A 14,659-nucleotide genomic window follows, 5' to 3' on the forward strand; every position below is an offset into this window, starting at 1 on the left:
CGCCCGCCGGCCAGGCCCCGCGCCTACCCGGCCGACTGCTCCCGGTAGACCTCCACCGCGTACCGCAGCCGCGCGCCGACCAGCAGCGCCTCGTCCTCCGGGCAGGCCAGCAGGCGGCTCACCAGGTCGACGAGCTGGTCGTCGCCGAGGTCGGGCTCGTGCTCGGCGACCCGCGCGACGATCTCGATCAGCTCGGGCCGCTTGTACGTCGCGATCGACCGCCCCCGCCGGATCCGCGGCGACTCGCCGCCCGGCGAGCGTCCGGGGCCGTCGCTCGGGCGGGGCCCGGCCGCGTCCTCGCCCCCACCGGCGGAACGATCGGGAGCGGGCTGCCCGGCGCGCTCGGGCAGGCGCGCACCGGATGGTCGCTCCTGCGGTGTGCGACGAGGACCGTCGCCGCGGCCGGGCCCGGCCGCACGCTCCGGAGGACGCCGCCCGGCCTGCTCGCCCGCCGCGTCCTCACGGACGTCGGGACGTCGCGAGGGCGGAGGCGGCCAGGCCTGCTCGGGCCGCCGAGGCTCGGGGGGTCGCAGCTCAGGGGCGGGCGGCCCGGCCTGCTGGGGCGGGCGGGCGCTCCCCGCGCGACGCGGATCGGCGCCCGCGCCTTCAGCCGCCGCGCCCTCCTCGCGGACGTCAGGGCGCCGCTCGGCGGCGGCGGGCACCCCGGACGGAGCCGGTGCGCTCCGCTCGCGTTCGGGGAGACGGCGCTCGGGCTGGGCTGCGCGGACGTGGCGGCCGGGAGGCGGGGGGTCGGCCGGGACGCGGGGGGCGTCGGTGCCGGCACGGGCGTGCCGGCCGGGCTGTTCGGGCTCGGGAGCGGGCTCGGGAGCGGGCGCGGGCGCGGGCGCGAGGAGGCTGAAGAGGGACGCCGTGGGGGTGACGGCGTCGTGGAGGGAGGCGGGCAGCGGGGTCGCGGGCAGCGGACCCTCGGGCGCGGGCAGCTCGGGCCCGGCGGGGCCGACGAGGATGGTGCGGGGCGCGAGCCAGAGCAGGAAGAGCGCCTCGGCGCCCGCGTCCTGCTCGCCGTCCACGATCACGGCGTCGAAGGCGTCCGGGCGGGGCGGGACGACGTCGGGGACGCGCCACAGCGGCACGAGCCACGCGGGGACGGTGTCGAGCGGCTCGGCGGGCGCCGGTGGCAGCGCCGCGCGGACGGCGGTCCAGGCGCGGGCCGAGGCGAGCGCGGCGCTGGAGGTGCGGAGGCGCTCCTCGGCGGCGGTCAGGGACGCGCGGAGGCGCTGCTCGGTCGGGGACAGGGCGGTCTCGGCGAGGCGGCCGGAGGCGCGGGCCCAGGCCCAGGCGTCGTCCCAGTGGCGGGTGCGGTCGTGCCAGGCCTCGTCGCCGTCGGTGGCGAGCAGGAGGTGGGCGAGGTCGGGGTGGACGGCGCGGACACGGTCGAGGAGCTCCTCGCAGCGCAGCTGGAGGGCGCGCTCGTGGCGGGCCTGGGCGAGGGCGCCGAGGCAGCGGCCGTAGGCGTCGGCGTCGCGGGCGTCGATGGCGGCGCGGGCGGCGGTGAGCTCGGGCGGCGCGCCGGGTCCGGCGGGGCCGATGGAGTCGCGGAGGGCGTCGAGGTCGGCGGCGGCGCGGTTGACGCCGAGGCCTTCGAGGGCGCTCTCCAGAGCGGCGACGTAGCCGTGCCACTGCAGCGGGTGGCCGAGCTGGACGGGGATGCCCGCGCGGTCGAGGAGGTCCTGGGTCTCGTCGACGTACGGGACGGCCTGCTGGACGCGGTCGAGCCGGGCGTGCGCGCGCACGAACCGGGCGACCCGGTCGGCGGGCGGCAGGTCGGCGGGGAAGGAGATGCCGGCGGCCTCCCACACGTACTGCAGCTCCTGGCAGGTCATCCGGATCATGAGGTCGGTGAAGACCAGCTCCAGGGCCTCGGCGGTGGCGGGCGGCTCGCCGTCGACGGTGATGCCGGCGAGGAGCGCGTCGGCCTGCTTCTGCGCGGCGGAGCGCAGCGGCCCGCGCTTGAGGGTGCCGCCGTCGGCGAGGTGGTTGCGCAGGTCCTGGGCGGCGGACGCGAGGCGGCGCAGGTGCAGTTCGCCGGGGGGCAGGCGGACCTGGTGGCCGCCCATGCCCTCCAGGGCGCGCTCGGCCCAGCCGGCGCGGGCGCCCATCTCGGCGACGCGGGCCCACACGAGCGGGCGGCGGCGGGCGAGGGCGTCGGCGAACGCGCGGACGGCGAGGTCGGCGGGGTTCCAGCCGCCGGGGTGGCCGCCGAGCCCGAGGTCGCGCAGCGCGGCGCCGACGTTCGACGCGGCGCCGTCGAGGCGCGCGAGGAGGGTGACGTCGTGGGCGCGCAGCCGCCGCGACAGGTCGGTCTCGGACCGCTGGACGCGGTCGGCGGCGGCCGCCTCGGCCTCGATGAGGGTGCGGACGTAGGGGGCGCTGGGGAGGGTGCCGGGGTCGACGTCGCGCTGGGCGGTGCGGGCCTTGCGCTCGGGGGTCTCCTCGGCGAGGAGCCGGGCGAGCTCGGCGGCCTCGGCTGCGGAGATCGGCGGGGTCGGCGGCAGGTCGGGGGCGACGGGCATCCAGGACAGGCCGGGCGCTTCGGCGCGGAGCCGTTCGGCGAGTTCGCCGCGCGCCCCCCGGTAGCCGGATCCGAGATCGGCGACGGATCCGCTGCGCAGGTGCTCGGTCAGTTCGGCGACGTCCTGCTCGGCCTGCGCTTGCTTCTCGGCGAGGTCGCTGATGTCGGGGACGGGTGCGGCGGCGCGCGCGCGGACGGCGTCGGCGGCCTGCGCGGCGGTGGCGGGGTCGGCGACGGTGAGGGCGGCGAGGTCGGCGGGGAGGGCGGCGCGCAGCGCGGCGGACGCCGACGCGCCGGACGTGGCGACGAGGACCCGGTGCCCGCGCACCAGCAGCCCGGTGAGCAGGTCGGGGACGGTCTGCGGGGTGCGTTCGGGCACGTGCATGACCTGGGGGCGGCGGGCGGGGTCGACGAACCGGGCGAGCCCGTCGGGGACGCCGCCGGGCAGCAGCCCGATCAGCCGGGCGCAGTAGTCGGCGGCGGCCTCGCGGCCGGGCGGCCGGACGACGAGGGCGGGGGCGAGCCGGAGCCGCGGGACGGGCGTGGGGCTGCCCTCGGCGGCCCAGTCCTCCCGGTAGTCGACGGTGCCGCTGATCGCGGTCGCGGACCATTTGCGCAGCACGTCGCCGACGGAGGCGGTGAGGCCGAACCCCTGCCCGGCCTGGACGGCGTCGGACACCCAGTCGGCGGGCCGGAACCCGGGCGTGTCCCCGAGGAGTTCGCGGTCGCGCAGGGCGGTGCGTCCGGCGAGGACGACGTCGATGCGCTCGGTGCGCTCGTCCAGCGCGATCCGGACGGGGGTACAGAGCAGGTGGTCGTGGACGGGCGCCGCGTCCGGCGGGCGCCAGGCGAACAGGCCGGTGGCGAGGACGACGTCGTGGTCGGCGAGGTCGCGCAGGATCCGGTACCAGTGCCGCAGGCCGAGCCAGCCGTCGAACTCCTCCAGCACGGCGGGCGGGCTCAGCGGGATGACGGGGACGCTGAACAGCACGTCGCCGGGCCCGGCGTCGGTCTCGACGTAGACGTCGCCGGGCAGGTCGGCGAGCCAGTGCACCTGCTCGTGCCCGGCGAGGTCGCGGGACGGCCGCCGCCGGGACCGCGCGAGGTCGCGCAGGTGGCCGAGCAGGCGCGCGGCGCGTTCGGCGGTCTGCGCGGCGTCGAGCGCGGGACCGGCGTCCGCCGCGGCGGTCCCGGCGGCTCCGGCGCCCCGCGCCGCCGCCGCGTCCCGCCGGGCGCCCGCCGCCTCCCGGCCGGCGTCGCCCGCCGCCCGTCCCGGACCCGGGCCCTGCTCCGGCACCGCGGCTCCTTCCCCGGGGCCGCGGAGCCGCCCGCTCGCGGTGCCGCCGCCCCTGTGTCGCTGTGCCCCGATCTAACACCCAAGGGCGGGCCCGGTCGAGCGATTCCGATGATCTTGATCAGTGCGCGCTGACCCTAGTGGGCGCGCGCGACGTAGCGGTCCTCGCTCGGCATCATCACCCACAGCACCAGGTACACCACGAACTGCGGGCCCGGCAGCAGGCAGGACAGCAGGGCGAGCAGCCGGACGGTCCAGGGCTCCATGCCGAACCGCCGCGCCAGCCCGGCGCAGACGCCGCCGATGATCCGGCCGTCACGCGGACGATAAAGGCCGTTCATGATTCCTTCTCTCCCCGATCCCTCGGTGAACGCCGGGCCTCGCGGCCCGGGGGCCGCGGTTCTCGCGGCCACACCATCCACGCTACGAACCGGGCATCCGGCCTCACATCCCCCTTCCGGACCTTTTCGGCCGTCCCCCTCGCGGGCTACGGGATGTTCCCTAAGGGGCGGCGTTGTGCCGGGCGACGAGCGCGGGGAGGCTCTCCAGGTCGTCCAGGACGAACAGGCACCCGGCGAGCGCCTCGCCATCCTGCTGGATGTGGCCCCACGGTCCGCGCCGCAGGAACGCGGCGTTCATCCCGAACGCGATGGCGGGCCGCACGTCGTTGTCGATGCGGTCCCCCACGTACAGGACTCGGTCCGGCGGGACGTCGGCGATCCGCGCGCAGCGCTCGAAGAACTCCGCTGCCGGCTTCTGCACGCCCCACACGTCGGAGATGCCGATGACGTCGGCGTCCAGCCCGAGCGCGGCCATCTGCTCGGCGGCCCGCACCGGCTGGTTCCCGGCGATGCCGACGTAGAGCCCCTGGTCGCGCAGCGCCGCCAGGCAGGCCCGCGCGTCCGGGTACAGGTCGTCCGCGCCGAAGCCGTTGGGGACGCCGGCCTCCTCGCGCCGCTTCTGCTCCGCCTCCAGGTCGAAGCCCGGCCGGAAGTAGCGGAACAGGTCGATGTGGCTGCCGCCGGCGGCGAGGATCGCGCCGAGCTTGGTGAGGAACGTGTGCCGCGGGACGCCGAGCCAGTCGGCCCAGCGCCCGTAGATCTCGCCCTCGTTGATCAGCGTCTCGCCGATGTCGAAGAAGACCGCCTGGACGGCCCTGGGGGACGGGGGGTTCGCGGGACGGGTCATGGGCGGGCGGGCTCCCGGGTGGTCCGGACGCGGCCGAAATCGGTGGAACGCATTGATCCAGTTTCCCACGCAGGTCCGGTGAACGGACCGGCACCTCCCGAGGGGGGACGACCCCCCACACACCCCCCCCGGCCGACTACGTCGGAAACATTGACCGCCCCTGTCCCCGCTGGTACAACACGGTGAACGCCACTAGAACGCGTTCTAGTTCGGGCGTGCACCGGAGCGAGGAGGCGGCGAATGCCCGTTCCCGACCAACGCGATCCCGAGGTCACCCGCACCGCCCTTACGGAATGGCTCGGCGAGCGGCTGCCCGGCGCCGCCATCCCGCATCTGGAGACGCCGCAGACCAGCGGCTTCTCCAGCGAGACGCTGATCTTCGACGCCGAGTGGACCGAGGACGGCGCGCGCCGGCGCGAGCCCTACGTGGCGCGGGTCGCGCCCGCGCACTACCAGGTCTTCCCCGAGCCGCGGTTCGAGGAGCAGTACCGGCTGATGCGGATCCTGGACGAGCGCACCGACATCCCCGTGCCGCCGATCCGCTGGTACGAGCCGTCCGGCGCGGTGCTGGGCGCGCCGTTCTTCGTCATGGGGCGCATCGACGGCCGGGTCCCGACCGACATGCCGCCGTACCACCTGGACGGCTGGGTGACCGAGGTCGCGCCGGACGAGCGCGCCGCGATGTGGTGGTCCACGCTGGAGATCCTCGCGCGCCTGCACCGGCTGGACGTCGGCGAGCTCCGCCTGGAGTTCCTGGACATGCCCGTATGGGGCGCCCCGGGTCTGGAGCAGCGTCTCAATTACTACGAGCACTACCTGCACTGGGCGTACAAGGGCCCCCAGGAGACGGCGCTGCGGGCCCTGGAGTGGCTGAAGGCGAACCGCCCCGAGGAGCCGGACGCGCCGGTCGCGCTGTGGGGCGACGCCCGCATCGGCAACGTGATCTTCCAGTCGGGCGTGCCCGCCGCGGTGCTGGACTGGGAGACCGCGGTGCTCGGGGCACCGGAGGAGGACCTCGCCTGGTTCATGTTCCTGGACCGGCACCACTGCGAGGGCGTCGGCGCGGCCCGGCTGGACGGCTTCCCCTCCTACGCCGCCACGATCGACCGCTACGAGGAGCTGCTCGGCCGGCCGGTGCGGGACATGCCGTACTACGAGATCCTCTCCGGCTTCAAGTTCTCCGTGATCATGGCGCGGATCGGCCAGGCGATGATCGACTTCGGCTGGATCGACGAGGACTCCGACTTCCCGTACAACAACAACTGCACGCAACTGCTCGCACGCATCCTCGGAGGCGACGCGTGACGCTCTCCCCGCTCGACGACTACCCGATCCACCAGGCGCCCGAGGTGATGCGGCACGTCACGACGTCGGACCGCAACTTCTACGACCGCTACTACTTCAACGTCCACCCCTGTTCGGACGAGCTGATGATGCTCATCGGGATCGGGCAGTACCCGAACCTCGGCGTGATGGACGCGTTCGCGGTCGTGCGCCGGGGCCCGCTGCACAAGGTGGTGCGGGCGTCGCGGGAGCTCGGGAACGACCGGATGGACACGACGGTCGGGCCGTTCCGCGTCGAGGTGATCGAGGGCCTGAAGCGGCTGCGGGTCGTGCTGGAGGAGAACGAGCACGGACTGTCGTTCGACCTGACCTGGGACGGGGCGATCCCCGCGACGCTGGAGCCGCCGCACTACCTGCGCTGGCAGGAGCGGGTCGTGTTCGACTCGCGGCGCCTCGCGCAGACCGGCCGCTGGACGGGCGCGATCACCGTCGAGGGCGAGACCATCGACGTCACGCCGGACCACTGGTGGGGGTCGCGCGACCGGTCCTGGGGCATCCGGCCTGTCGGCGAACCGGAACCGCCCGGCATCCAGGTGAAGAACGCCGGGACGTTCTACTGGCTCTACGCGCCGATGCAGTTCGAGGACCACTCGATCCTGTGCATCCTCCAGGAGGACGAGAAGGGCCGCCGGCTGCTGGAGGAGGCAGTACGCGTCCGGCCGGACGGCCGCGAGCCCGAGTACCTGGGCCGTCCCGAGTACCGCCCGGAGTACGCGGAGGGCACGCGGGACGTGGTGACGGCGACGCTGCGGTTCGCTCCCCCGGGCGGCGAGCCGTTCGAGGTCCGCGCGACGCCGATCCTGCCCGTCCACCTGATGGTCGGCACGGGATACGGGCTGGAGCCGGACTGGAAGCACGGCATGTACCAGGGGCCGGACCTGAAGGTGCAGGGCGTCGCCTACGACACCCGCAAGCCGGACGACGCCGCCCGCATGTGGGGCATGATCGACGCCGTCGGGCGCTACGAGTACCTGGACGGCGCCGAGCCCGGGGACGCCGCGACCGGTCACGGGCTGTTCGAGTACTGGGCGCTCGGCCCGCACCCGTCGTTCCCCGAGAGCGCCTGACCGGCGCGCGGGTTCTGCCAGACTTGCGAGCGTGACGACGCCGCCATCGCAGGACCCGGAGGACGAGAGGCGCCGGGCGCGGCGGAAGGAGCTGGACCGGCAGGTGCGCGACCGCTACGGAACCTGGCGCGACCAGCCGCGCGGGCTGGCCTGCGCGGTGATCGCGGCCTTCCTCGTGCTGACGACCGCGGCGTTCGTGTTCGCCGTCGTCGCCGTGGTAGCGGCCGTCCGCTGACAGGACGAAACCGGGGCGCCGATCGGGTGGATCGGCGCCCCGGCCCCTCGTCTCGGGCCCGCCCGGGGGCGGGCGGTCGGGTCACATCGCCGTTCCCTCGGCGATGGTGAAGGCCACGTCGCCCTGCGGGTCGACCTGGGCGTCGAGGGTCTTGTCGTCCAGCAGCTGGGCGACGCTCGGCTCCAGGTAGACCTTCGCGCCCTCTTCCTCGACGACCTGGTCTCCGGCCTCCGGGGCGGGTGCCACCGACAGCCGCAGCGCGTCCGAGCCATCGACTCCGGACTCGATGCGGATGCCGGTCTCCGGCGGAAGCTCCGGGCTGGCGGTCACGGTATTGATGACCTGGACGGCACCGCTGGTCAGCGTGAGCACGATCAGCTCCTCACGTCTCATGGGGTTCGTTTCGGATGGGGGTCTGCCCCACCCTCCCCACTGCGAGGTCGGGTAAACCATCACGGCGGGCGAACTTTCCGGCGCGAAGAGTGAGCGGCCTCTCAGCCGGCGCTGGGCGCGAGGGCCCGCACCGCCTCCGCGGTCGACAGGCCGCCGCCCGGGACGATGGCCACAACGGGGGTGGTGAGCCCGTTGTCGACGTACTCGCGGATCCGCGCCCGGCACGCCTCCGGCGACCCGTGCACGATCAGGTCGTCGACGACCTCGTCCGGGATGACCTCCAGGGCCTTCTTGCGGTCCCCGGCGGCCCACGCCTCGTTCATCGGGCGCAGCGCCTCGCCGCGGCCGAGCCACTCGTGGAACGCCCGGTAGACGGGCACGTTCATGTAGGCGGCGATCATCCAGCGGCCGATGCGGCGGGCCTCCTCGGCGTCGTCGGTCGGGCAGACGAACAGCCGCGCGACCAGCTCGGGGCCGTCGCCGAGCACGCCGCGGACCGTCCGGACGTCCTTGGGCGCGAGCCAGTTGGTGATCGCGCCGTCGGCCTCGCGGGCGGCGAGCCGCAGCATGCCGGGGCGCAGCGCGGCCAGCACGATCGGCGGCGGCGTCGCGGGCGTGTTCTCCAGCTTGAAGCCCTTGACGGAGAAGGTCTCGTAGTCCTCCTTGACCTTCTCGCCGGCGAGCGCCTTGCGCAGGAAGCGGAGGGTGTCGCGGGTGCGCTTGTACGGCTCGGTGAACGGGATGCCGTTCCACCGCTCGACGATCGTGTCGGACGAGGTGCCGATGCCGAGGACGAACCGTCCGGGCGCGAGGTCGGCCAGGGTGGCGGCGTGCGAGGCCAGCAGGGCGGGGCCGCGGGTGTAGACCGGCACGATCGCCGGGCCGAGGCGCAGCGCCGGGTCCCACTGGGAGGCCAGGGCGAGCGGGGTGAACGCGTCGGTGCCGTTGGTCTCGGCGGACCAGGCGTCGGTGTAGCCCAGCTCGGACAGGCCCGCGACGATCTCGCGGTGCTCGGCGAGCGGGACTCCGGTCAGCGGAATGGTCAGTCCCCAGCGCGACATGTCTCTCCTCAGGCGATCGAGGCGCGGATGGTGGAGCCGCCGTCGATGACGAGGGTCTGCCCGGTCATCCACGACGCGGTGTCGCCGGCCAGGAACACCGCGGCGGCGGCGATGTCCTCGGGCTCGCCGATGCGGCCGAGCGGCATGTGCTTGCTGATCTGCTCCTCGCGGTTCTCCCACAGGGCGCGGGCGAGGTGGGTCTTGACCAGGCCGGGGGCGATGCAGTTGACGCGGACCTTCGGCGCCAGCTCCATCGCGAACTGCCGGCTGAGGTGGATCACGGCGGCCTTGGTGGCGTTGTAGTAGCCGATGCCGATCTCGGTGGACAGGCCGCCGACGGACGCGATGTTGATGATCGAGCCGCCGCGCTCGGCGAGGGACGCGCGCCACGCCAGCTGCGTCCACTGCACGATCGCGAACTGGTTGATCTCGACGGTCTTGGCGGCGGCGGCGGCCTCGATGTCGGCCATCGGGCCGAAGTAGGGGTTGGTGCCGGCGTTGTTGACCAGGACGTCCACGCCGCCGAACTCGGCGACGGCGGCGTCCACGCAGGCGGCGGCCTCGTCGGCGTGGGCGACGTGCGCGGCCTTCGGCAGCACGCCGACGCCGGGGCTGGCCGCGCGGATCTCCGCGGCGACCTCGTCCAGCGACTCCTGCTTGCGGGAGGAGATGACGACGTTGGCGCCCTCGGCGGCGAGGGCGACGGCGATCGCCTTCCCGATGCCCCGGGAGGCCCCGGTGATCAGGGCGGTCTTGCCCTGAAGTCCAGTCCGCATCCGCAACTTCCCTTCTCGGCGGGCCCGGGCGGTGCCCGGACCCGGCAACAGAATCAGGCTCGGTCGCCACTGTACCGAAGTGACTGACGAGTCAGTTAGCTGACCCGCGCAGCTCACCGCCCCGCTCCAGCACGAACGCCCGGAACCCCTCCGCCACGGGCGACAGCGTCCGCTCCGCCGCCCAGACCAGCCCGATCGTCCGGACGCCGCCCGGGTCGTCGAGCAGCAGGTGCCGGACGCCCGGGACGTTCTCTCCGGCCAGCGGCGGCGCCACGATCGCGACGCCGAGCCCCGCCGCGACCAGGCCCCGGACGGTCGAGTGCTCCTCCCCCTCGAACGCCACCCGCGGCCGCGCCCCGCACGCCCCGAACAGCTCCTCGGTCAGCGCGCGCAGCCCGGTGCCCTGCCGGAACGCGACGAACGGCTCGTCCAGCACGTCCCGTACCCGGGCGCGGCGGCGCGACGCCAGCCGGTGGTCGGCGGGCACCGCGAGCTCGAGCCGCTCGGTGACGAGCGGCCGCCAGGTCAGCGCCGGGCCGGCGGGCGGCGGGCTGGTGATCGCGAGGTCGGCGCGGCCGTCCAGCACCATCGCGGTGAGCCGCTCGGAGTTGTTCTGGCTCAGCCGGAACGTCACGCCGGGGTGGTCGCGCCGGTAGCGGCGGATCAGGCCCGGCACGAACGACGGGCCCTGCGTGTGCAGGAACGCCAGCGACACCTCGCCGCGCTCGGGGTCGGCGGCCTGCGCGAGCGCCCGCCGCGCCGCCTCCTCCTCGGCGACGAGCCGCCGCGCGTGCTCGGCGAACACCCGCCCGTACCGGCTGAGCGCGACGCCGCGGCCGACCCGGTCGAACAGCGGCGCGCCGAGCTCGCGCTCCAGGCGGGCGATGGCGCGCGACAGCCCGGGCTGGGAGACGCGCAGCTCGGACGCGGCGTTCGTCACGTGCCCCTGCTCGGCGACCGCCAGAAACCACCGCACGCTCTGCAGATCCATGCATTCATGATGGATCCGCATCGATATCCGCACAAATCGTCATTGGACGCATGAGAGCAGGAAGCGGACGCTGGAGTCCATGACCGCCGCCCCGCCCCTGGAGGTCCCCGAACGGCACCGGCCCGGCTCGCCCGGCCTGCGCCGGGTCAGCCTGGCCCTGTTCGCGGCCGGGCTCACCACGTTCATGTCGCTGTACTGCACGCAGGCGCTGCTGCCGGAGCTGTCGGCGGACTTCGGCGTCTCCCCCGCCCGGTCGAGCCTGCTCGTCTCGCTCGCCACCGGCGCGCTCGCGGTCGCGGTGATCCCGGTCAGCTCGCTGTCCGAGCGGTACGGCCGGACCCGCGTGATGATCGTGTCGTCGGTCGCGGCCGCGCTGGTCGGGCTGCTGCTCCCGCTGTGCGGCTCGTTCACCGCGCTCGCCGCCGTGCGGGCCGTCCAGGGGATCGCGCTCGCCGGGGTCCCGGCCGTCGCGATGGCCTACCTCGCCGACGAGGTGCACGGCGAGCACCTCGGCGGCGCGATGGGCCGCTACGTCGCCGGCACCGCGATCGGCGGCGTGCTCGGCAGGCTCGTCCCCGGCCTGGTCACCGACGTCGCGGGCTGGCGGTGGGCGCTCGCCGCCACCGGGTTCCTCGCGCTCGCGTTCACGGTCGCGTTCCGGCTGCTGCTGCCGCCGTCGCGGTTCTTCCGGCCGTCCCGCCTCGACTACCGGCCGCTGCTCGCCCACCTGCGCGACCCCGGCCTGCGCCGCCTCTACCTGATCGCGATGGCCGCGATGGCCGGGTTCGTCACCGTCTACAACTTCCTGACGTACCGGCTGCTGGACGCGCCGTTCCACCTGCCGTACGCCGTGGTCAGCCTGATCGCGGTGATGAACGTCGCGGGATCGGCGGCGTCCGCGCGGGCGGGGATCCTGGCGGACCGGTCCGGGCGGCGGAAGGTGCTGGCCGGGTCGCTCGTGCTGGCCGCGTGCGGGCTGTGCCTGACGCTGCCGGCGGTGCTGCCGCTGGTCGGCATCGGGCTGCTGGTGTTCACCGTCGGGTTCTTCGGGACGCACTCCGTCGCCAGCGGCTGGGTCGGGCGGCTGGCGCCGACGGCCCGCGCGCAGGCGTCCGCCCTGTACCTGTTCGCGTACTACCTGGGCAGCAGCATCGGCGGCACCGCGGGCGGCGTCGCCTACGAGCGCGGCCACTGGACCGGGACCGCCCTGTACGTCCTGCTCCTGCTCGGCGTCGCGCTGCTCGCCGCCGCCGGGATGAAAAGCGTCCGCTGGGTGGGACACCACCGGTCCTGAACGTACGCTTGGTTGTTACCGTACGCGCGTGACGACCACCGCCAAGAAACGCCTTCCCGCCGTCGAGGGCTGGTTCACCACCGCGGGCGGCGAGGTGCGGCTGCTCGGCACGCGCTGCTCGTCCTGCGGGACGCCCTACTTCCCGCGCAACGAGCTGGCCTGCCGCAACCCGCGCTGCACCGGCCCCAAGGACGGCTCGGAGCTGACCGAGCACGCGCTGTCCGCGCGCGGGCGCGTCTGGTCCTACGCCGACTCGCGCTACAAGCCGCCCGCCCCCTACGTCTCGCCCGACCCGTTCGTCCCGTACACCGTCGCTGCCGTCGAGCTGGACGCCGAGAAGATGGTCGTGCTCGGCCAGGTCGCGCCCGGCCACACCGTGGACGACCTGGAGGTCGGCATGGAGGTCGAGCTGACCGAGGGCGTCCTGTACGAGGACGACGAGGCCGAGTACACCGTCTGGATGTGGAGGCCGGTCCAGTGACCCCGAACACCGGTCAAGGGAACCGCGACATCGCCGTCCTCGGCGCGGGCATGCACCCGTGGGGCAAGTGGGGGCGCAACTTCGTCGAGTACGGGCTCGCCGCGGCCCGCGCCGCGCTGGCCGACGCCGGGCTGACCTGGCCGGACGTCCAGTACGTGGCGGGCGCCGACACCATCCGCAACGGCTACCCCGGCTTCGTCTCCGGCGCGACGTTCGCGCAGGCGCTCGGCTGGAACGGCGCGCGGGTGTCCAGCTGCTACGCGGCGTGCGCGTCCGGCGCGCAGGCCATCGCGTCCGCGCGCGCGCAGATCCTCGCGGGGCTGTGCGACGTGGCGCTGGTCGTCGGCGCGGACGCGGCGCCGAAGGGCTTCTTCAAGCCCGTCGGCGGCGACCGCCCGGACGACCCCGACTGGCTGCGGTTCCGCCTCCTCGGCGCCACCAACCCGATCTACTTCGCGCTGTACGCGCGCCGCCGGATGGCGCTCCACGGCGCGACGCTGGACGACTTCGCCGCCGTGAAGGTGAAGAACGCCCGGCACGGGCTCGCCAACCCCAACGCCCGGTACCGCAAGGAGGTGACGCTGGAGGACGTCCGCGAGTCCGCCGTCGTCGCCGACCCGCTGCGGCTGCTGGACATCTGCGCCACCAGCGACGGCGGCGCCGCGCTGGTGCTGACGTCGATGGAGTTCGCGCGCCGGCGCGGCATCACCGGTCCGGTCCGGCTGTCCGGGCTGTCGACGGTGACGCCGACGTTCCCGAAGACCGTCGTCGACCTGCCGGACTTCGCCACCGACTCGGCGCTCGCGGTGCCCGAGCCGGAGCGCCCGTTCCGCGCCGCGATCGCGCACGCCGCCTACGAGGAGGCCGGCATCGGCCCCGCCGATCTCTCGCTCGCCGAGGTGTACGACCTGTCCACGGCCCTGGAGCTGGACTGGTACGAGGACATCGGGCTGTGCGAGGTCGGCGGCGCCGAGGAGCTGCTGCGCTCCGGCGCGACGGCGCTCGGCGGCCGGATCCCGGTGAACCCGAGCGGCGGGCTCGCGAGCTTCGGCGAGGCGATCCCGGCGCAGGCGATCGCGCAGGTCTGCGAGCTGACCTGGCAGCTGCGCGGCCGGGCCGAGGGCCGCCAGGTCGAGGGCGCCCGCGCGGGCATCGCGGTGAACCAGGGCCTGTTCGGCCACGGCTCCGCCATGATCGCCGTCCGCTGACGCTGCTCCGCGTGCCGCCCTCATGCCAGGACAGATGAGGGCGGCACGCCGCCACGGAGCCATGCGCGCCCGGACGGGCTGCGCGCGCTATCGGGCCTTGCTCGCGACGTAGAGGGCCCAGCCGATGAGGGGCGCCTGGAAGGGAAGGCGGCCGTAGGCGGCGGCGCGAAGCGGGAGTGGCTTGTCGCGCCAGTCGTAGGCCATCTTGACGTTGGCGGGGAAGACGGCCGCCATGAGCCCGGCGGTGGCGAGGGCTCCGGCGCGGCGGGTGCGGGGGAGGGCGACGGCGGCGGCGCACGCGAGTTCGGCGACGCCGCTGAGGTAGGTCCAGGTCCGGGCGCTGCCGGGGAGCCGCTCCGGGACGATCGCGTCGAACGGCTTCGGGGCGATCAGGTGGGCGGCGCCCATCCCGGCCATGAGGCCGGCGAGGCGGCGCGTCGCTCGCGACGAGTCGGTCATGCCCGAATTCTGGCAGATCAGATGTCTCGTCCAATAGCGTCCCGGCCGGAGCACCCGGTGTGACCGAGGTCACCCGCGCTGACCTGTGTGGCGAGCGGTGCAGCGGTCACGTGTCTGATGTCACCGATTCGTCGGGTGTGTTCGGTTTCCAGGCGGAGCTAATCCGCGGATGGTACCGATGGCATCCGAGACTCCAGGGGCGGTCGCGCGGCCGGGGGGACCGCCGCGGCCGTCTCTGGACCCTCCCCCCACCGCCCGTTGACTTGTGGCGGGGGGGGGGGGGGGGGGGGGGGCAGCAAACCCCCCCCCCCACACAAAAAAACAGCGGGGGGGGC

General features: G+C 74.7%; 14 protein-coding genes. 6 read left to right on the top strand and 8 right to left on the bottom strand.

Annotated features, from left to right (window positions below):
• Positions 1 to 23: 23 nt before the first annotated feature.
• The 3 genes from F8568_RS00290 to F8568_RS00300 form a co-directional block, all read right to left on the bottom strand.
• Positions 24 to 3,830, bottom strand: a complete 3,807-nt coding sequence (locus F8568_RS00290) for a hypothetical protein (RefSeq protein WP_151589952.1) — start codon at positions 3,828 to 3,830, stop codon at positions 24 to 26.
• A gap of 134 nt (positions 3,831 to 3,964) precedes the next feature.
• Positions 3,965 to 4,168: a PspC domain-containing protein gene (locus F8568_RS00295; RefSeq protein WP_151589954.1), complete on the bottom strand. Its 204-nt coding sequence runs from the start codon at positions 4,166 to 4,168 to the stop codon at positions 3,965 to 3,967.
• A gap of 160 nt (positions 4,169 to 4,328) precedes the next feature.
• Entirely contained in the window at positions 4,329 to 5,015 is a 687-nt protein-coding gene (locus F8568_RS00300; protein ID WP_151589956.1) for an HAD family hydrolase, read from the bottom strand.
• 240 nt (positions 5,016 to 5,255) lie between these two features.
• Here F8568_RS00300 and F8568_RS00305 point away from each other — a divergent pair, with 240 nt between their 5' ends.
• Genes F8568_RS00305 through F8568_RS00315 form a run of 3 tightly spaced genes read left to right on the top strand, consistent with a single transcriptional unit; the run spans position 5,256 to position 7,661 of the window.
• On the top strand, positions 5,256 to 6,320 hold the full coding sequence (locus F8568_RS00305; protein WP_151589958.1) for a phosphotransferase family protein: 1,065 nt from the start codon (positions 5,256 to 5,258) through the stop codon (positions 6,318 to 6,320).
• Entirely contained in the window at positions 6,317 to 7,426 is a 1,110-nt protein-coding gene (locus F8568_RS00310; protein ID WP_328600652.1) for a hypothetical protein, read from the top strand. Before F8568_RS00305 ends, F8568_RS00310 begins: the two co-directional genes overlap by 4 nt.
• A gap of 31 nt (positions 7,427 to 7,457) precedes the next feature.
• Positions 7,458 to 7,661, top strand: coding sequence for a hypothetical protein (locus F8568_RS00315; protein ID WP_151589960.1), 204 nt, complete (start codon positions 7,458 to 7,460; stop codon positions 7,659 to 7,661).
• An 81-nt stretch (positions 7,662 to 7,742) separates the two neighbouring features.
• Here the strand turns inward: F8568_RS00315 and F8568_RS00320 are convergent, their stop codons facing one another.
• The 4 genes from F8568_RS00320 to F8568_RS00335 form a co-directional block, all read right to left on the bottom strand.
• Complete coding sequence (locus F8568_RS00320; protein WP_194737570.1) at positions 7,743 to 8,054, bottom strand: Fe-S cluster assembly protein HesB; 312 nt, start codon at positions 8,052 to 8,054, stop codon at positions 7,743 to 7,745.
• Between the two features lie 101 nt (positions 8,055 to 8,155).
• Complete coding sequence (locus F8568_RS00325; protein WP_151589962.1) at positions 8,156 to 9,115, bottom strand: LLM class F420-dependent oxidoreductase; 960 nt, start codon at positions 9,113 to 9,115, stop codon at positions 8,156 to 8,158.
• 8 nt (positions 9,116 to 9,123) lie between these two features.
• Positions 9,124 to 9,891, bottom strand: a complete 768-nt coding sequence (locus F8568_RS00330; RefSeq protein ID WP_151589964.1) for an SDR family oxidoreductase — start codon at positions 9,889 to 9,891, stop codon at positions 9,124 to 9,126.
• A gap of 91 nt (positions 9,892 to 9,982) precedes the next feature.
• A complete protein-coding gene (locus F8568_RS00335; protein ID WP_151589966.1) occupies positions 9,983 to 10,882 on the bottom strand; it encodes a LysR family transcriptional regulator in 900 nt (299 codons plus the stop codon).
• 79 nt (positions 10,883 to 10,961) lie between these two features.
• Here F8568_RS00335 and F8568_RS00340 point away from each other — a divergent pair, with 79 nt between their 5' ends.
• From F8568_RS00340 to F8568_RS00350, 3 genes are read left to right on the top strand one after another with little or no spacing between them, the layout of a single operon-like run.
• Complete coding sequence (locus tag F8568_RS00340; RefSeq protein ID WP_151589968.1) at positions 10,962 to 12,176, top strand: MFS transporter; 1,215 nt, start codon at positions 10,962 to 10,964, stop codon at positions 12,174 to 12,176.
• Between the two features lie 28 nt (positions 12,177 to 12,204).
• Entirely contained in the window at positions 12,205 to 12,657 is a 453-nt protein-coding gene (locus tag F8568_RS00345) for a Zn-ribbon domain-containing OB-fold protein (RefSeq protein ID WP_151589970.1), read from the top strand.
• 50 nt (positions 12,658 to 12,707) lie between these two features.
• Complete coding sequence (locus F8568_RS00350) at positions 12,708 to 13,865, top strand: lipid-transfer protein (protein ID WP_151590579.1); 1,158 nt, start codon at positions 12,708 to 12,710, stop codon at positions 13,863 to 13,865.
• Between the two features lie 87 nt (positions 13,866 to 13,952).
• Here F8568_RS00350 and F8568_RS00355 read toward each other — a convergent pair whose 3' ends face one another.
• Positions 13,953 to 14,324, bottom strand: coding sequence for a DoxX family protein (locus tag F8568_RS00355; protein WP_202124334.1), 372 nt, complete (start codon positions 14,322 to 14,324; stop codon positions 13,953 to 13,955).
• Between the last annotated feature and the right edge of the window lie 335 nt (positions 14,325 to 14,659).

Source organism: Actinomadura physcomitrii (assembly GCF_008923205.2).
Taxonomy (GTDB): domain Bacteria; phylum Actinomycetota; class Actinomycetes; order Streptosporangiales; family Streptosporangiaceae; genus Spirillospora; species Spirillospora physcomitrii.